The organism is Dactylosporangium sp. CA-139066, from assembly GCF_050936175.1.
Classification (GTDB): Bacteria; Actinomycetota; Actinomycetes; order Mycobacteriales; family Micromonosporaceae; genus Dactylosporangium.
On sequence record NZ_JBNJNH010000002.1, the window covers coordinates 425,431 to 443,135 of the forward strand.

Sequence of the window (17,705 nt, forward strand, 5' to 3'; positions counted from 1 at the left end):
CCATTGTTCTTCCCCCGTGCGTTTCAGCGTTTCCCTTGCAGCAACACTTTTCGGAACTTCCACGCCGCCGTGCAGTACAGGACGGCACCCGCCCCGGAGGCGACGAACTTGACGACCAGGCCCGGGTGCCCGGCCGCCAGCGCGAGCTGGGGTACGGCGAAACATCCGGTCGCCATGGCACAGGCGAGCAGGGTCGCCCGGCCGAAGGGGTGCAGCCCCAGCCCGCGCATCACCTGCGCGAGCGGGACGAGGTTGTTCACGAGCACCGCGGCCGCGAGGCCCACCGCCGCGCCGAATGCGCCGCTGCGGGGGATGAGCAGCGCGTCGACGCCGAGCATGACCAGCAGCGCCAGCGCCACGTTGACGAGGTTCCACCAGGTGCGCCCGGCCATGGCGAGCACGACGTCGACCATGCCGCAGGCGGTCGCCACCATCATCGCGGCGGCCAGCACGCGCACCACGCCGACGCCGTTCTCGTAGTGCTCGCCGAAGACGCCGAGGTACAGCGGGGCGTAGGCGAACACGAGCAGGTACATCGGCCAGCAGCACAGCACGACCCATGCGGTCGCCTGCCGGTAGAGCAGGTTCGCCCCGTCGAGGTCGCGCACGGCGAGGCGCTCGGCCAGCCGCGGCTGCACGGACTGCGAGACGCCCTGGTTGACGAACTGCCCGAGGATGACGAACCGCCCGGCCACCGCGTACATGGCCGCCGGGGCCAGGCCCGCCAGCGCGGCGACCATGAGCACGTCGACCCGCTGCAGCGCCATCTGGGCGAAGCTCGCCACCGCCCGGGGCGCGGTGAAGACCCAGAAACGCTTCGGCGTGAAGTCGGTGGTATCCGATTTCTCGGGGCTCAACCGCGCTTTCAGCCGTTGGAGCGTGTAGCCCGCCAGCAGCGCCGCCGGCAGGTACGGCAGCGCCCACAGCGCGGCGAACACATCCTCGCCCCAGCCGGCCGCCCACACCAGCGCGAGCAGCACGAGCTGCGCGGCCGGGCGCAGCACGCGGTCCAGCAGCACCGTAGGGCGCATCGCGCGCAGCCCGCGGGTGGTGGACAGCAGCACGTCGGTGAAGGCCGCCGCCGGCAGGAACACCGCGAGCGCCCGGGTCAGGTCGGGCCGCCCCGGCACCAGCTCCGGCGCCAGGAACAGCCCGGCGGCGATGACGGCGGCGGCCACGGCCACCGGGACCATCGCCACCCGCAGACACTCGGCGAACCGGGACAGGTCGCCGACCGCGCGCATCCGCGCCGGCCAGTACACCAGCGACGTCTGCACGCCGAGCTTGGCCACGGTGACCCCGAGGCCGAACGTCGCCGTGGCGGCGAAGAAGGCGCCCGCCGCATGCGGGTCGAGCGCCCGCGCCGCGAGCCAGGTGACGCCGACCCCGGCGAACCCGGTGCACACGGTGCCGGCGAGGTTGGCGATCCCGCCGCGGGCCGCGCCGCGCAGCATTCCGCCGGGCGACTCGATCGCGGGCCGCTCCAGCGTTGCGGTCACGGCATCATCCAGGACGGCCGGCGGCCGAGGAAGTCGGCGAGCCGCTCGTCGTAGGGCGCGTAGTGCTCGGCCAACTGCTGGGCGATCGAGTCGTCGAGGCGGTTGCGGGGCCGCGCGTTGTGCCGCTCGAACGCCGGGTAGGCGTTGACGTGCGGCAGGCCGAGGAAGTCCACGACGGCGTCGTAGACCGGCTCCGGGTTGGTGAAGAACTCGCCGCTGTCGACCACGTGCACGCGATCGGGGCCGAGCAGGCGGGCCATCGGCTCGATGTACTCGATGTACTCGCCGCGCGCCCGGTAGGCGTGGTGCTGATGGGAGAAGCTGTACGCGTACGGGTCGGTCAGCAGCCGCTCGCGCTGCCCGTCGAGGCGGTCCCGCTCGAGCTCGAGCGCCCGGCCGAAGTCCATCTCGGTCTCGAAGCCGCGGGCGACCTCGTGGGCGTGCTGGGAGTACGCCCGCTCGACCGGGTCGCGCACGAGCACGACGAGGCGCACGCCGGGCAGGTCGGCGGCGATGCGGGCCAGCGCGTGCGGGTGGTACATGTAGTACGGGCTGGACTCGAACGTCTGCGCGGGCACCCCGAACTCGGCCCGCACCCGCTCGGCCCGCCGCTGCAGCGGGAAGTGGCCGCGATACCAGCGCAGGCCGCGGTGGTAGCCGACGTCGAAGTAGTGCACACCCTTGTGCAGCACCGCCTTGATGACGGCGGGGTGCGCGGCGAGGGCCCGGTAGAGGGACGTGGTACCGCAGCGCTGCCCGCCGCAGATGAGGAACGACGGCAGCATCCGGCGCCCGGCGGTGAGCTGGCCGTAGTTGCGCGATCCGAAGTGGACGATGCGCTTCATCGTCTCGGGAACCTGCACGGGCATGGTTACAGCGCCTCCACTCGCGCGACGAGGACGGGCAGCAGCCAGCTGCCGAGGACGCCCAGCCGGGCGCCGGCCTCCGCCTGCCGGTCGGTGACGTACCGGGTGGCCAGGTCGACGAGGTACAGCAGCGCCGTCACCTCGACCGCCTGGCGGTGCACCACGCCGAAGGGCAGCATCAGGTCGGGCGCCGCCGCGACGAGGTCGTTGACGGCCTGCCCGGCGCTCGGCGAGCGGCCGATGCCGACCTGCAGGGCGTGGTGCAGAGCGTCGTAGCCGATCGGCACGCCGGGGGTGAACCGCTCCCAGTCCCAGACCAGCACGGCGCCCTCGACGCCGGCCATGTTCCACGGCGACCAGTCGCCGTGCCACGAGCCGAACGACAGGTTGACGTTGCCGGTCGCGCGGACGATCCGCTCGGCCGCGGACGAGAGCGCGGCGCCCTCGGCGTGGCCGGCGACGGCGGCCAGCCGCTCTCGCAGCCGGGTCCAGTAGCCGCTGCCGGCCAGCGTGCCGTGGCTGGTGCCGCAGCAGCGGGCCACCTCGAGCATCGCGGCGGCCAGGCGTGGCGCGGTCAGCGGAGCGCGCGGGCGCCACACCGGCAGCGCCGACTGCACCAGGACCTCGTGCTCGCCCCACTGCCCGGCGTGCATGACGTCGGGCACCTGGACGGTGCGCAGCCCGGCCGCGCCGACCGCGGCGAGCGCGTTGGCCTCGGCCCGCACCAGCGTGCGGGTCAGCGCCGAGGTGCCGAGCTTGGCGAAGGCGCGCGTGTGCCCCTCGGCGTCGAGCAGCTGCAGCACCGGCTTGCGGTTGGCCCGCGCCGGTCCGATGTGGACACTCAGGCGCAGGCCGGGGCCGAGCGCGCGGTCGAGGTAGGCGTCGATGGTGTCGCCGCCGGGGCGGATCCGCAGCCGGTCGCGCAGCAGCAGCCCGGACAGGCCCGTGCGCAGCGCGGTGACGACGGCGTCGCGCTTGAGCCGGGCCAGCCGGCCCTGCGGCTCGGCGTAGCGGCGCACGGCGGCCGCGGCCACCCGGCGGTCGTCGGCCGGCACCAGCAGCCGCGGCTTGCGGGCGTTGGGGATGACGAGGTACTCCACCGACGGCCCGCCGGTTGCCGCCGGGGAATCGCCCGGGTACAGCAGGCCGAGGACCTCGTCGATGTACCGGGCGCGCAGCTGCTCGTCGTCGGCCCGCAGGGCGGCGGGGGCGGTCTTGATCGGACTCATGGCTGCGTGAAACCCCTCTGCTGGTTGCGCCACAGGACGGCATAGGCCAGGAACGTCAGGGCCAGCGGGGTGACGAGCGAGTTGTACCAGAGCATCGCCGTGAAGCTGGATACGAGCGCGGCGCCGCCGGCCAGCCCGATCGGCGTGGCGTCGCGCCGGAACCGCCACAGGCCGGCCAGGAAGAAGCCGGCGTACGTGAGGGTGCCGAGCAGGCCGTGGGCGTACAGCAGCTGCCAGAGCTGGCCGTTGCCCCCGATGGTGAAGTTGCCGCAGCGCTCGCAGTTCGCGCTCTCCCCGACCGCGATCGAGTTGCGCCCGCCGATGGTGGTGCGGGTCGAGCCGAACCCGATCAGCGGCGACTCCCGCATGCCGTCGATGGCCTTCTGGGTGGTGTACATGCGCACGCCGTTGGACTTGCCGTGCTCGACCCGGGCGTTGACCACGTCGCCGAGCGGCGTCACGGCCAGGGCCACGGCGACCGCGACCCCGGCGACGGCGACCAGCCCGAGCGCGGCGAGCCGGCCGCGCAGGGCCAGGCGCACGGCGACGTAGACCACCATCGCGGCGAGGCCGATCCACAGGCCGCGGTTGAGCGAGTACACGATCGGCACGATCGACACGAGCAGCGTCGCGGCGGCGAGGAGCTTGGCCCGCCGGGTGCGCGCCATCGTGAAGCCCGCGACGGCGAGCCAGCCGGCCAGGAGGCACACGTTGTTGCCCCAGGTGTTGGTGTACCCCCACGGCGCTCCCGGCCGCGGCGCCTCCCCGCCGAGCAGGTTCATGACCTGGGCGGCGGTCGGGTGGACCAGCGACTGCACGAAGCCGTCGTGGCGCACGTGGGCCGGCAGCAGCAGCTCGAAGGGCGCGGTGAACTCGAAGCGCGGCGCGAGCATGCCCAGCAGGCCGCCCGCCACGGTGACCATGAACAGCCAGCCGAGCAGGCGCACCAGTCGCTCCTGGGTCACCGCGCGGCGGTCGAGGTTGCCGGCGTACACCAGCAGGACCGTCAGCGCGCCGTAGCCGCCGAGGCGGAACGCGTACGACACCAGGCGGCTCGCCGCCGTGCCGGGGACCGTGCCGGCCGGGTCGGCGCCGAGCGTGAACAGCCCGAAGCCGACGACGGCCAGGAAGAGCAGCCACAGCAGGAACGCGGGCGGCAGCTTCACCACGTGCCCGGCCGCGGCGTGGCGCACCAGGGCCCACAGCATCGGCACCGCGGCGATGAAGAAGATCAGCACGCCGAGGCCGAGGGCCCACCACAGCGGGTACAGCAGCAAAATCCCGGTCAGCGGCCAGGCGTGCAGCCGGTGGGCCGGCTTGAACGGCCGCGGTGGTGCGGCGGGCTCGGCCATCGGCCGGGCGGAGGGGTGGCTCGCGAGGGTCGTCATCGGCGCTTGTCGGCGCCGTTCTCGCTGGGGGCCTCGGTCGGGATGCGGGTGACCGAGATGGTGTGGGTCACGCGCTTCGGCGGCTTCGGCGGCTCGGGCGGGGAGGCCGGGGCCGGCACGGCGGACGCCTTGACCGGCGCGACGGCGGCCTTGGCCGGGGCGGCGGCCTTGGCGGGGGCGGCCGGCGCGGACGGGGCCGCGGAAGCGGACGGCGCGGACGGCGCCGTGCGGATCCGCTTGGACACCGGCTCCTCCTCGCGGACGGGCTCCTTCGGCGGCAGCTTGTCGAGCACCGCGGTCATGTCGTCGGCCGGCACGACCGCCGTGGCCGCCGCGGTCGCCGCCCGCTCGTCGCCGCCGCGCGGCGCGGCGAGCTTGGGCAGCACGACCGCCCCGAGCAGCGGGGTGCCGACCCGGCGCAGCTGGTCGGCGGCGTCGGCGATCTCGGTGTTGCGGGTGCGGCGCAGCTCGACGGAGACGATCGCGGCGTCGGCGAGCGCGGCCAGGCTCTGCGCGTCGGCGCTGGTGGCGGTCGACGGCGCCTCGACGACGACGTACGCGGCCCGCTCGCGCAGCGTGGCGAGGGTGTCCCGCAGCGCCTGCGACTGCAGCAGCCCGCCGGCGCTGGCGGTGCCGCCGGTGGTGACGACGCTGAGGTTCGGGTGCCGCGGCGCGCGCTGGGTGGCGCTGCTGAGCGAGAACCGCCCGGCGAGCACGTCGGACAGGCCCGGCACCGCGCGCACGCCGAGCATCCGGTGCACGGAGGCGGTGTCGACGAGGCTGTCGGGCAGGTGCGCGCAGACGAGCACGGTCTCGGCGCCCGTGCGGGCGAACGCGGCGGCGAGGTTGGCCGCGACGACCGTGGAGGCGGCGCCGCGGCTCGCCCCGGCGACGACCACGACCTGGCCGGCGAGCGCGACGCGGGCGTCGCCGCCGGCCGGGGCCGGGATGCTCGCCAGGACCTCGTTGCGAAGCCGGTTGAAGATCCGCCCGCCGGCGCCGAACGGCGCGAACACGTCGTCGAGGCGCGGCTTGACCCGGCTCGGCACGGCGGCCAGCACGGCCACGTCGACCCGCCGCGGCAGGTCGGAGGCGCGGCGGAGGCGCTGGTCGAGCCGCTCGCGCAGCATGGCCGCGCCGACGCCGAGCAGGAGGCCGACCATCGCGCCGCTGGCCAGGTTGAGCAGGCGGTTGGGCTTGACCGGGGTGCGGGGCAGGTCCGCGTCGCGGGTGATCTTGCCGGCGCTGACGGTCGTGGTGAGCAGCTGGTTCAGCTGGCCGGCGAGCGTGTTGATCTGCGCGGTCGCCGTGCTGCGCTGGCTCTCCAGGTTGGGCCGGTTGGGGTCGTTCTGCTTGAGCGTCGCCAGCTTGCTGTTGATCTGCGTGAGCCCGGCGTTGAGCTGGTTGATCTTGTCGTTGAGGATCGCGATGCGCGCGGCGACGTCGGCCTTGGCCGACTCCTCGCGGTTGCGCAGGTACGCCTCGGCGAACGCGTGCGAGCCGGCCTGGGCCTGCTGCGCCGTGTCGGCGGAGAACGTGATCAGCAGGAAGGTCGTGTTCGGCGGTACCTCCACCCGCACGCTCGCCGCGAGCGTGTCCGGCGGGGTGGTCGAGCGCATGAGCGCGGCGGCGTCGGTGGCCACGGTCGTCGAGGTGACCAGCTGCGCCTCGTTGTCGAGGTTGATGTCGCCCTTGGTGCGCCCGCTCGTGGAGTTGGCGTCCTGGCCGTTGCCGATCGGCGAGACGAGCACGGACGTCGAGGACTCGAAGACCTTGCTCTGCATCGTGGTGAACTGCGCCGCGCCGGCCACGCCGAGCAGCACGAGCACCAGGACCAGCCACCAATGGCGCCGGGCCATGCCGAGCAGATCGACACCAGGGGAGTCGGGTTCGGCGGAGTGCAGGCGGTTGGCGTCCATGAAGCGGCGGCCCCTTCGGCGTCAGGTTCTCCAGCCTCTAACGCCAGGGGTCGCGCGGACGTAATGGGACATAGGCCCCGGTTCACCCGTGTCAGGGTATTGGGCGGGGATCCAGCCAGCCGTTGCTGCCGAGGTACCGCAGCACGCGCGTCACGGCCTCGCCCTGCGACAGGTCGGTCGTGTCGATCGTGAGCTCGGCGTCCAGCGGGTCCTCGTAGGGGTCGTCGATGCCGGTCATGCCCTTGATCAACCCGGCCCGGGCCTTCGCGTAGAGGCCCTTGCGGTCGCGCCGCTCGCACTCGGCCAGCGGTGTGGAGACGTGGACGAGCACGAATCCGGCGCCGGCGTTGTGCGCGAACTGGCGGGCGGCGGCGCGGGCGTCGCGGTACGGCGCGATCGGGCAGCAGATCGCCACCCCGCCGTGCCGGCCCACCTCGGCGGCGACCCAGCCGATGCGGCGGATGTTGGTGTCGCGGTCCTCGGCCGAGAAGCCCAGCCCGGCCGACAGGTGGCGGCGCACGATGTCGCCGTCGAGCAGCGTGACGGTCCGCTCGCCGGTCTCCAGCAGCGCGTCGGCCAGGCCGGTGGCCATCGTGGACTTGCCGGAGCCGGACAGGCCGGTAAAGAAGACGACGAGGCCGCGCTGGCGGCGCGGGGGCCGGGCCCGGCCGAGCTCGCGGGCCACGGCCGGCGGCGTGTGCCACTCGGGCAGGATCGTGCCCCGGTCGAGGTGGTCCTCGATCTCCGCCACGGTCAGCGGCAGGCGCCGGTGCTTGGGCGGGATGTCGTCCAGCGACCGCCACTGGCCGTCGCGGCCGTCGTAGGCCAGCTCCCGGGGTACCAGCACCCGCAGCCCGCCGCCGGAGAGCATGGACTCGCTGGAGGCCAGCAGGTGCGTGACCCCGTAGGCGGCGGCGACCCGGGTGCGCAGCATGGCGTCGCGGATGTCGTCGCCCTCGTGGTGCGGCAGCGGCAGGGCCACGATCGTCGAGGACGGCATCCGGTCGCGGGCGGCGAGCACGCAGCGCACCAGCGCCTCGGGGGCCAGCCCGTCCGGGCCGGGCCCGTCGACCGGCACGAGGACGATGAGGTGGGCGGCGAGCGTGCGGGCGGCCCGGGCGATCTGGGCCAGCTGCGGGCGGTGCAGCGGCCGGTCGGCGATGACGCCGAGGATGCGGCCCGCGGGCAGCGAGCCGCGCACCTCCGCCGGGGTCCGGCGCATCCGGCGGAAGGCGCCGTGGCCGCCGTCGCCGAGGCGGCGGACGCGACCGGCGACGCCGAACGTGGTCTTGCGGGCCGGGTAGAGCTCGGTCGCGTCCAGCGCCGCGACGGGTGCGCCCTCAAGGTCGGCGAGGATGAGCACCCGCCGTAGCGGGTTGGTCACGTCGAGGTGCTCGGCGAGCGTGCGCGGGATCTCCAGCGTCACGGGCACCGGCCAGGTCGTGCCGTCGGCGAGCCGGCCGGTGCGCCGCAGCGCGATGAGGTCCGCGGAGCCCAGGAAGCCGGTCAGGGGCGTGTAGGCCCCTGACAGCAGCAGCTCCAGGTCCGCGAGTTCGGACGGTTTGGGCGTATAGGTCGGAGCGTCTCGCAACACATCGTCCGGCAGCACCCACTTTTCTGGGCCCAATCCATCCACAGCTGACACGGCTGCAAGCCTGCCACAGCGCTCATCCGGTGTTGCGCATGCCCGCCGCGATGCCGTTGATCGTGGTCAGCAGCGCCCGCTCCAGCGCCGGGTCCGGCGAGGAGCGCCGGCCGCCGGGCCAGGCGCCGCTGTCGGCCGTCTTGCTGGCGCGGTACTGGTCCAGCAGCGTCACCTGGAGGTGGTGCAGCGGCTGCAGGTAGCTGTCGCGGACCTCGAGCGTGCGCTGCAGGACCGGCTGGCGGTCCAGCGGCCGCGTCTCGCCGGTGATCGCGAGCACCTCGGCGACGGTCCGCTCGTACTCCTCGCGGATCACGTCGAAGATCGGCCGCAGCTGCGCCGGCACGAGCGTCTCGACGTACCGCGACGCGATCTCAAGATCCGTCTTGACCAGCATCATCTCGACGTTGGACAGGAACGTGGCGAAGAAGTGCCACTTCTCGTGCATCTCGCGCAGCACGTCGCCGAGGCCGGCCTCGCGGGCCGCCTTGAGGCCGCTGCCCACGCCGAACCAGCCGGGCACGATCTGGCGCGACTGCGTCCAGCCGAACACCCACGGGATGGCCCGCAGGCCGGACAGGCCGGCGTCGGCGTTGGGCCGCTTCGCCGGGCGCGAGCCGATGTTGAGGGCGCCGAGCAGCTCGGTGGGGGTGGCCGCCCAGAAGTACGCCGGAAGGTCCGGGTTCTCCACCAGCGCCCGGTAGTTGGCGAACGCGGCCGAGGACACGGTCTCCATCGCGGCGTCCCACTGGGCCAGCGCGTCGGCGGGCTGGCGGGGCTCGGTGTGCAGCAGCGCGCTCTGCAGCACGGCGGCCAGCGTCAGCTCGAGGTTCTCCCGGGCCAGGGCGGGCAGCGTGTACTTGTCGGAGATGACCTCGCCCTGCTCGGTCACCTTGATCGCGCCGTCCAGCGTGCCCCACGGCTGGGCCAGGATCGCCTCGTGGGTGGGGCCGCCGCCGCGCCCGACCGTGCCGCCGCGGCCGTGGAAGAGCCGCAGGCGCACGCCGTGGCGGGCCGCGACGTCGCGCAGCTGCCGCTGGGCCTTGTGGATCATCCACTGGGAGGTGGTGATGCCGGCGTCCTTGTTGGAGTCGGAGTAGCCGAGCATGACCTCCTGCACGTCGCCGCGGGCGCGCACGATCGCCCGGTACACCGGGATCGACAGCAGGTCGTCCAGCAGCTCGCCGGCCATCTCCAGCTCGCGGGCCTGCTCCAGCAGCGGCGCGAAGCCGACCCGGGCGCGGGCCGACTCCATCGAGGCGCCGCCGAAGCCGGCCCCGGCGCTGACCTCGACCAGGCCCCACTCGCGGGCCAGCACGACCGCGGCCAGCACGTCGTCGATGCCGGTGGTCATCGAGATGATGTACGTCTCGACGACCTCGGGCCCGAAGCGCTCCTGCACCTCGCGGATCGCCGCGAAGACGTCGAACGTCTTGCGGGCGCTGTCGCTCAGCCCGGTGTCGCGGGTCGCGAGGGGCCGGCGGCCGTTGAGCTCGTCGATGAGCAGCTGCCGGCGCGCGTCGCGGTCCAGCGACGGGTAGTCGACCTCGCCGACCCGGCGGTACAGCTGCGAGAGGACCTCGTGGTGGGCGTCGGCGTGCTCGCGCACGTCGAGCGTGGCCAGCTGCAGGCCGAACGCGGACAGCGTGCGGATCGCCGAGGCGAGCTTGCCGGTGGCGGCGAGCTGGCCGCCGTTGCGGGCCAGCGAGGCGCGCATGAGCTCGAGGTCGGCGATCAGCTCGGAGGTGCCGAGGTAGTCGCGGCCCGGCTTGTGCGGGGTGCCGGTGGCCAGGCGCGTCCGGGTGTGGCCGAGCTTGAGCCGGATGCAGCGCAGCTTGAGCCGGTAGGACTCCTCCACGTTGACCCGGCGGTAGCGGGCCGGCAGCTCCGGCAGGTTGTCCAGGTCGGCGGCGAGGCTCGCGGAGAGGTCCAGCGACACCCCGCGCAGGCGCTTGGAGACGGAGATCTCGTCGATCAGGGCGTCGATCACGCCCTCGGCCATGCGGATGCCGTACTCGTGCTGGATCAGCAGCACGTCGCGGGTCACCGCCGGCGTCACGAACGGGTTGCCGTCGCGGTCGCCGCCGATCCACGAGCCGAAGGTCAGCGGCCGGGCCGTCGGCGGCAGCTGTACGCCGAGGTCGCGCAGCGTCTCGTAGAGGTCGTCAAGGACCTGCGGCGCGGCGCCCTCGGCCAGGTCGGCGAGGTAGTAGACGGCGTTGCGGGCCTCGTCGCTGGGCTCCGGGCGCTCCAGGCGCAGCTCGTCGGTCTGCCACAGCAGGTCGAGCAGCTCGGCCAGGCGCCGGTCGGTGCGGGCGGTGCGCGACTTGTCCGGCTCGGCCGAGCCGTCCAGCGCGGTCGCCACGGCCTCGGCCTCGAGCTCGTCGCCGACGGCGCGCAGCTTGGTCAGGATCGAGCGGCGGGCCGCCTCGGTGGGGTGCGCGGTGAAGACCGGGCGCACGGCGAGCTTGGACGCCACCGAGCCGATCTCGCGCACGCCGACGCCGCGGTCGGCGATGAGCTTCGCGGCCCGCTCCAGCCAGCCGCCCTCGCGCACGCGGATGCGACGCAGCTCACGGGCGCGGTGGACCTGCTCGGTGATGTTGGCGAGGTGGAAGTACGTCGAAAAGGCCCGCGCCAGCTGCGTGCCCGTGACCACGTCGAGCCCGTGCAGGCGCTCGGCGGCCGTCTCGGGGTCGCTGCGGACCAGCGCGCGGACCTCCTCGACGAGGTCCAGCAGCTGCTGGCCGTCCTGGCGCACGAGGCTCTGCCCGAGCAACGAGCCGAGTCGGCGGATGTCGGCCCGCAGCGCGGCGTCGGCGACGCTCGCCGCTTCGAGGGCTTCAGCAGACATGATGATTCGGTCCCCTCCGGACGGTGTTATCGGCTCGGCTGGGGGACGGCGCTGTCCGTTTTCTGATCGTTGCAGGCATCGTATCGGCTCCAGCGACGGCCCGTGGCGCTGCGGTGAGTCATGTAACAGCAACTGCCCCGGTCATTCTTGTCATACCCGCCAGATAGGCTGGTACGTGCATCGACTTAGGCTTGAGGTGCATTGACCACCCCCGCCCTGCCTGGGCGCCGGGGCAGTTTGTCGTGTCTTCTTTCTCTGTGGGGGCAACTCGGCCATGAAGCTCGCCGGTCTCTGCGCCGCCATCCTCGACGACCCCGCTCTCACCCGAGCGCGCGACCTGGCCCGCGCCGGGCACTCCGACCAGGTCGACCTGACCGGGCCGCCGGCCCTGCGTGCCTTCGTGGCCGCCACGATCGCCGCCGAGCGGCCCGTCCTGGCGGTGACCGCCACCGGCCGCGAGGCCGAGGACCTGGCCGCGGCCCTGGGCTGCCTGCTCGACCCCGACTCGGTCGCCGTCTACCCGGCCTGGGAGACGCTGCCCCACGAGCGGCTCTCGCCGCGCTCCGACACGGTAGGACGCCGCCTGGCCGTGCTGCGCCGCCTGGCCCACCCGACCGCGGAGGCGCCCCGGCCGCGAGTCGTCGTCGCCCCGGTCCGCTCGGTGCTCCAGCCGCAGCTCAAGGGCCTCGGCGACCTCGAGCCGATCGAGCTTCGCCCGCGCGGCTCGGCCGACCTCGACGCGCTCACCGCCCGGCTGGGCGAGCTCGCCTACACGCGGGTCGACCTGGTCACCAAGCGCGGCGAGTTCGCGGTCCGCGGCGGCATCCTCGACGTGTTCCCGCCGACCGAGGAGCACCCGCTGCGGGTGGAGTTCTGGGGCGACGAGGTCGAGGAGATCCGCTCGTTCGCGGTCGCCGACCAGCGCACCATCGAGAAGGTCGACCGGCTGTGGGCCCCGCCGTGCCGGGAGCTGCTCCTGACCGACGAGGTGCGGGCCCGGGCCGCGGCCCTGTCCACCGACCACCCGCAGCTGGCCGAGCTGCTCGACAAGCTCGCCGGCGGCATCCCGGTCGAGGGCATGGAGTCCCTCGCCCCGGCCCTGCTGGGCGGCACCGACTCGCTCGAGCTGGTCCTGCACACCATGCCGCCGGGCACCCACGTGCTGCTGTGCGACCCCGAGCGCATCCGCACCCGCGCCCACGACCTGGTCCGCACCAGCGACGAGTTCCTGGAGGCGAGCTGGGCGGCGGCCGCGGTCGGCGGCAAGGCCCCCATCGACCTCGGCGCGGCGGCGTTCCGCCACCTGGGCGACGTCCGGGCGGCGGCCGCCTCGCTCGGGCAGCCCTGGTGGTCGCTGAGCCCGTTCGCGGCCACCGTCGACTCGGTCGCCCCGGTCGAGCCCTGGCTGGTCGGCGAGGAGCCCGAGCCGGTCGTCGTCTCCGACGACGCGGTGACGATCACGCTGCCCGCGCAGGCCGTCCCGCTGTATCACGGGGAGACCGCCCGCGTCGTCGACGACCTCAAGCGGCTCACCGGCGAGGGCTGGCGGGTCGCGCTGGTCTTCGCCGGCACCGGGCCGGCCCAGCGCGCCGCCGAGGTGCTGCGCGGCGCCGACCTCGGCGTCGCGCTCGTCGAGTCGCTCGAGGGGGCGCCCGACCCCGGCGTCGTGACGATCACGACCGGCTCGCTCGAGCTGGGCTTCCTCGACGAGGACGCCCGGCTGGCCGTCATCACCGGCGCCGACATCTCCGGCGGCCGGGGCGCGTCCACCAAGGACATGCGCAAGATGCCGAGCCGGCGGCGCAACCAGATCGACCCGCTCGAGCTGCGCACCGGCGACTTCGTGGTGCACGAGCAGCACGGCATCGGCCGTTACGTCGAGATGGTCCAGCGCACCGTCAACGGCGCCGACCGCGAATACCTCGTGATCGAATACGCGGCGTCCAAGCGCGGCCAGCCCGGCGACCGGCTCTTCGTCCCCACCGACCAGCTCGACCAGCTCTCCCGCTACGTCGGCGGCGAGACGCCCACGCTGCACAAGATGGGCGGCTCCGAGTGGCAGAAGGCCAAGTCCCGCGCCCGCAAGGCGGTCCGGGAGATCGCCGCCCAGCTCATCCAGCTCTACGCCGTCCGGCAAAACTCGCAGGGCCACGCCTTCGGCCCCGACACGCCCTGGCAGCGCGAGCTCGAGGACGCCTTCCCCTATCACGAGACCCCCGACCAGCTGGCCGCGATCGAGGAGGTCAAGGGCGACATGGAGAAGGCGGTCCCGATGGACCGGCTGATCTGTGGCGACGTCGGCTACGGCAAGACCGAGATCGCGGTGCGGGCGGCGTTCAAGGCGGTGCAGGACGGCAAGCAGGTCGCCGTGCTCGTGCCGACCACGCTGCTGGCCCAGCAGCACTTCAACACCTTCTCCGAGCGGGTCGCGCAGTTCCCGGTCGAGGTGCGCCAGCTCTCGCGGTTCCAGACCCCGACCGAGACGAAGCTGACCCTGGAGAAGGTCACCGACGGCACCGTCGACATCGTCATCGGCACCCACCGGCTGCTGCAGACCGCGACGAGGTTCAAGCAGCTGGGCCTGGTCATCGTCGACGAGGAGCAGCGCTTCGGCGTGGAGCACAAGGAGTTCCTCAAACAGCTGCGGGCCTCGGTCGACGTGCTGACCATGTCGGCCACCCCGATCCCCCGCACCCTGGAGATGGCGATCACCGGCATCCGCGAGATGTCGACGATCGCCACTCCGCCGGAGGAGCGCCACCCGGTGCTCACGTTCGTCGGCGCCCAGGACGACAAGCAGGTCGCCGCGGCCATCCACCGCGAGCTGCTGCGCGACGGCCAGGTCTTCTACCTGCACAACCGGGTCGAGTCGATCGAGCGCGCCGCCCGCCGGCTGCGCGAGCTGGTGCCCGAGGCCCGCGTCGCCGTCGCGCACGGCCAGATGTCCGAGGAGGCCCTCGAGAAGATCATGGTGGGCTTCTGGGAGAAGGAGTACGACGTCCTCGTCTGCACCACGATCGTGGAGAGCGGCATCGACATCCCCAACGCCAACACCCTGATCGTCGAGCGCGCCGACCTGCTCGGCCTGGCCCAGCTGCACCAGATCCGCGGCCGGGTGGGCCGCGGCCGCGAGCGCGCCTACGCCTACTTCCTCTACCCGCCGGACAAGCCGCTGACCGAGCATGCCCACGAGCGCCTGGCCACGATCGCCCAGCACACGGAGCTCGGCGCCGGCATGTATGTCGCGATGAAGGACCTCGAGATCCGCGGCGCCGGCAACCTGCTCGGCGGCGAGCAGTCCGGCCACATCGAGGGCGTCGGCTTCGACCTCTACGTGCGCATGGTCGGCGAGGCCGTCCAGCAGTTCAAGGGCGAGCGCCCCGAGGAGGAGGAGCCCGACGTCAAGATCGACCTCCCGGTCGACGCCCACCTCCCCTTGGAGTACATCGCGGCCGAGCGCCTCCGCCTGGAGATCTACCGCAAGATCGCCGGCGCCAAGGACGGCCCCGCCCTGGACGAGATCGTCGCCGAGATGCGCGACCGCTACGGCGAGCCCCCGCTCCCGGTCGCCAACCTGATCGCGGTCGCCCGCTTCCGCCACCTGGCCCGCTCCTACGGCCTGACGGACGTCTCCCTGCAGGGCAAGCACGTCCGCTTCGGCCCGCTGCAGCTGCCGGACTCGAAGCAGATGCGCCTGAAGCGCCTCTACCCCGAGTCCGTGTACAAGTCCGCCGCCGACACCGTCTCCCTGCCCCGCCCGTCGACCCGCCGCGTCGGCGGCGAGCCGATGCGGGACACGGCGCTGCTCGAGTGGGCGGCCGAGCTGCTGACCACCGTGCTGGGCGAGCCGGTCGCCGCTTCGGCCCCCGCGGCGAAGCAGTGACCGCGCCACGTCTCTTGCGCGCCCACCGGGTGCGGCCGGCACGTCCCTGAAGGAGGAGGCTGACGTTGGCTCGAGTGGTGCTCCTGGTGACATCTCCGCGCCTGCCGGCCGGAATCCTGACCGCGCAGGCCTGGGACCTGGTGCGCGCCCACCCGGTGCTCACCGCCGCCGAGTCGGAGCAGTCCGCCGCCCTGCGCGCCGCCGGCGCCACGGTCACGGTGGTCCCGCCCTCCAACCCGTCCCTGCTCGCCGCCCCGTCCGCCGCCGGCACCGTCAACGCCCTCCTCGACGCGGCCGCCCAGCACGAAACGGTGGTCTGGCTGGCCGCTCCGGACGGCGACGAGCAGCTGGCCCGCGAGCTGGGCCTCCGCCTGGCCCGTGAGCCGGGCCTGGCCGAGCTGGAGCTCCTCTACGGTTCGTGGGACCCGGCGGGCGCCCGCCTGCTGGACGTCGTCACGGTGATGGACCGCCTCATGCAGCCCGAGGGCGGCGACCCGTGGAAGCGCGCCCAGACCCACGAGACGCTGGCCCCGTTCCTGCTCGAGGAGGCGTATGAGCTGTACGACGCCATCCGCGACGACGACATGGAGGCGATCCGCGAGGAGCTCGGCGACGTCCTGCTCCAGGTGGCCATCCACGCCCGGCACGCCGAGGAGACGGCCGGCTTCACCATCGACGACGTGGCCGGCGACCTGGTCGCGAAGCTGATCCGCCGCAACCCCCACGTCTTCGCCGACACCGAGGTGGGCGGCATCGACGAGATCATCGCCAACTGGGAGCAGATCAAGAAGGCCGAGAAGTCCCGCGCCTCGGCGGTCGACGGCGTCGCCCTCTCCCAGCCGTCCCTCGCCCTGGCCGCCAAGCTCCTCCAACGCGTCGAGCGCGCCGGCCTGGACACCCCTCCCCCACCCCCCACGTCGCTGGGCACCGAGCTGCTGGCCAAGGTGGCCGAGGCCCGCGCGGCCGGCATCGACGCCGAGGCCGCCCTGCGCGAGGCCGCCCTCGCCTACATGGAGTCCGTCCGCACCGCAGAACGCCACCAACCACCGGTCAGTTAACGCCCATAACGCTCCGCAACCGATTCAAAGATCGTTTAGGTGCCGTGGGTTACGGTGAACAAGCCGGAACCGCCGCCGACCAAGCCGCCTTCCGACCCCGACGTCACAGCCCCGCCCCGATTCGGCAACCGCCTCTCGACCACATCCGCCTTCGGCGCCCTCGCGCGCGCACCCGCCGAGTCCACGTCGCATCCTCGCGCAGCGACGCCCGAGGTCGCCGTCACCAGCACCTGTCGGTCGCGCTCGCGGTCATCGTCACGGCCGAGTCCACGGCCCGCCGCCGGCCGCGGCGGCCGGATGCGGGCCGGCGGCGAAGCTCCCCCGGCATCGGAAACGACCGCCTGCGCGCCTGACCAGGCTCGCGCGAAGCCGGGATGATCGGCAGGCGGGCGACCTGGTCGGCGCGTTCCAGGATGGCGCGGCGGATGCCGCGGCGCGGGTCGAGTCGTGGGCGTGGACCTTGGCGGCAATGCCCGCCCCTAAGCGCGGTGGGCCGGGCGGCGCGTCAGGCGGTGGTGCAGCGACCGAGCCAGCAGCGCCGCGGCGAACGGTGCGTCCTCGCGCAGGTAGCGCCGCGCCAGGCGCCGCGGCTCGCGGGCCAGGCGGTCCAGCCACTCCAGGCCCGCCTTCTGCAGCGCCGGCCGGGCCCGCTGCACGTCGCCGGCGACGAAGTTGACCGCGGCGCCGCAGCCGAGGAACCACGTGCCGGGCAGGTCGGCGCGCAGCGAGGCGATCAGGTGCTCCTGCCGGGGGAAGCCGATCCCGACGTACACCATCTGCGGGCGCGCCTTGACCACCCGGGCGCACACCGAGCGCAGCGCGCGCCGGCTGCGGTCGAAGCCGAACGGCGGGCAGTACGCGCCGGCGATGCGCAGGCCGGGGCAGGACGCGGCCAGGCGCGCCGCCGCGCGGTGGGCGCCGTCCGGCTCGCCGTCCGTCGACGGGGCGCCGCCCAGGACAAAGACGCTGCCGCCGCGAGGAGCCAGGCCCCGGGAGAGGGACCAGATCAGGTCCGAGCCGGCGACGCGGGCCGGCAGGGTGCGGCCGGCCAGGCGGGCCGCCCAGACCAGCGGGGCGCCGTCGGCCACGACCAGGTCGGCGGCGCTGAGTTGAGCTCGTAGGGCGGCGTCCGCGGCGACCTGGCGCAGGATGTCGACGTTCGGGGTGACGATCCAGCCGCCGCGGCCGCGCTCGAGGGCCGACAGGACGCGGGCCACGACCTCGTCCTCGGTGAGCGGGTCGATGGACAGGCCACCGACGGGGACCCGCCGGGTGTGCGTGTAGCTGCGCAGCATCGTTCGTCCGCAATTCCTCGTTAGACCCAGATGCCAGCGAAACTGGCATATCTACCAAAACGACCAAGGAGG

At 73.7% G+C, this 17,705-nt stretch carries 10 protein-coding genes; 2 read left to right on the plus strand and 8 right to left on the minus strand.

Annotated features, from left to right (window positions below):
* Window positions 1-23: 23 nt before the first annotated feature.
* The 7 genes from ACQEVU_RS46620 to ppc form a co-directional block, all read right to left on the minus strand.
* Window positions 24-1,499 (minus strand): polysaccharide biosynthesis C-terminal domain-containing protein, encoded by a 1,476-nt coding sequence (locus tag ACQEVU_RS46620; RefSeq protein WP_433336198.1) that lies wholly within the window; start codon window positions 1,497-1,499, stop codon window positions 24-26.
* Window positions 1,496-2,368 (minus strand): sulfotransferase family protein, encoded by an 873-nt coding sequence (locus ACQEVU_RS46625; protein WP_433336200.1) that lies wholly within the window; start codon window positions 2,366-2,368, stop codon window positions 1,496-1,498. The genes ACQEVU_RS46620 and ACQEVU_RS46625 overlap by 4 nt, the downstream gene beginning before the upstream one ends.
* A gap of 2 nt (window positions 2,369-2,370) precedes the next feature.
* Window positions 2,371-3,594 carry a hypothetical protein gene (locus ACQEVU_RS46630; RefSeq protein WP_433336202.1) on the minus strand — a complete coding sequence of 408 codons (1,224 nt, stop codon included), beginning with the start codon at window positions 3,592-3,594 and terminating at the stop codon, window positions 2,371-2,373.
* Window positions 3,591-4,982, minus strand: coding sequence for an O-antigen ligase family protein (locus ACQEVU_RS46635; RefSeq protein ID WP_433336204.1), 1,392 nt, complete (start codon window positions 4,980-4,982; stop codon window positions 3,591-3,593). Before ACQEVU_RS46635 ends, ACQEVU_RS46630 begins: the two co-directional genes overlap by 4 nt.
* Window positions 4,979-6,901 carry a Wzz/FepE/Etk N-terminal domain-containing protein gene (locus tag ACQEVU_RS46640; RefSeq protein ID WP_433336206.1) on the minus strand — a complete coding sequence of 641 codons (1,923 nt, stop codon included), beginning with the start codon at window positions 6,899-6,901 and terminating at the stop codon, window positions 4,979-4,981. Before ACQEVU_RS46640 ends, ACQEVU_RS46635 begins: the two co-directional genes overlap by 4 nt.
* Window positions 6,902-6,992: 91 nt before the next feature.
* Entirely contained in the window at window positions 6,993-8,495 is a 1,503-nt protein-coding gene (gene cysC / locus ACQEVU_RS46645; protein ID WP_433339693.1) for an adenylyl-sulfate kinase, read from the minus strand.
* Window positions 8,496-8,568: 73 nt separating this feature from the next.
* Window positions 8,569-11,397: a phosphoenolpyruvate carboxylase gene (gene ppc, locus ACQEVU_RS46650; RefSeq protein ID WP_433336208.1), complete on the minus strand. Its 2,829-nt coding sequence runs from the start codon at window positions 11,395-11,397 to the stop codon at window positions 8,569-8,571.
* Window positions 11,398-11,671: 274 nt separating this feature from the next.
* On the opposite strand from ppc, the gene mfd reads away from it, so the two are divergent.
* Both mfd and ACQEVU_RS46660 read left to right on the plus strand, forming a co-directional pair.
* Window positions 11,672-15,280, plus strand: coding sequence for a transcription-repair coupling factor (gene mfd / locus ACQEVU_RS46655; protein WP_433336210.1), 3,609 nt, complete (start codon window positions 11,672-11,674; stop codon window positions 15,278-15,280).
* A gap of 86 nt (window positions 15,281-15,366) precedes the next feature.
* Complete coding sequence (locus ACQEVU_RS46660; protein WP_433336212.1) at window positions 15,367-16,338, plus strand: MazG family protein; 972 nt, start codon at window positions 15,367-15,369, stop codon at window positions 16,336-16,338.
* Between the two features lie 479 nt (window positions 16,339-16,817).
* Here ACQEVU_RS46660 and ACQEVU_RS46665 read toward each other — a convergent pair whose 3' ends face one another.
* A complete protein-coding gene (locus ACQEVU_RS46665) occupies window positions 16,818-17,633 on the minus strand; it encodes a WecB/TagA/CpsF family glycosyltransferase (protein ID WP_433336214.1) in 816 nt (271 codons plus the stop codon).
* Between the last annotated feature and the right edge of the window lie 72 nt (window positions 17,634-17,705).

Coding starts and splice junctions, on each gene's coding strand:
- ACQEVU_RS46665 (WP_433336214.1), bottom strand. CDS start 17,633: ATGCTGCGCAGCTACACGCACACCCGGCGGGTCCCCGTCGGTGGCCTG.
- ACQEVU_RS46625 (WP_433336200.1), bottom strand. CDS start 2,368: ATGCCCGTGCAGGTTCCCGAGACGATGAAGCGCATCGTCCACTTCGGA.
- ACQEVU_RS46630 (WP_433336202.1), bottom strand. CDS start 3,594: ATGAGTCCGATCAAGACCGCCCCCGCCGCCCTGCGGGCCGACGACGAG.
- ACQEVU_RS46640 (WP_433336206.1), bottom strand. CDS start 6,901: ATGGACGCCAACCGCCTGCACTCCGCCGAACCCGACTCCCCTGGTGTC.
- mfd (WP_433336210.1), top strand. CDS start 11,672: ATGAAGCTCGCCGGTCTCTGCGCCGCCATCCTCGACGACCCCGCTCTC.
- ACQEVU_RS46635 (WP_433336204.1), bottom strand. CDS start 4,982: ATGACGACCCTCGCGAGCCACCCCTCCGCCCGGCCGATGGCCGAGCCC.
- ppc (WP_433336208.1), bottom strand. CDS start 11,397: ATGTCTGCTGAAGCCCTCGAAGCGGCGAGCGTCGCCGACGCCGCGCTG.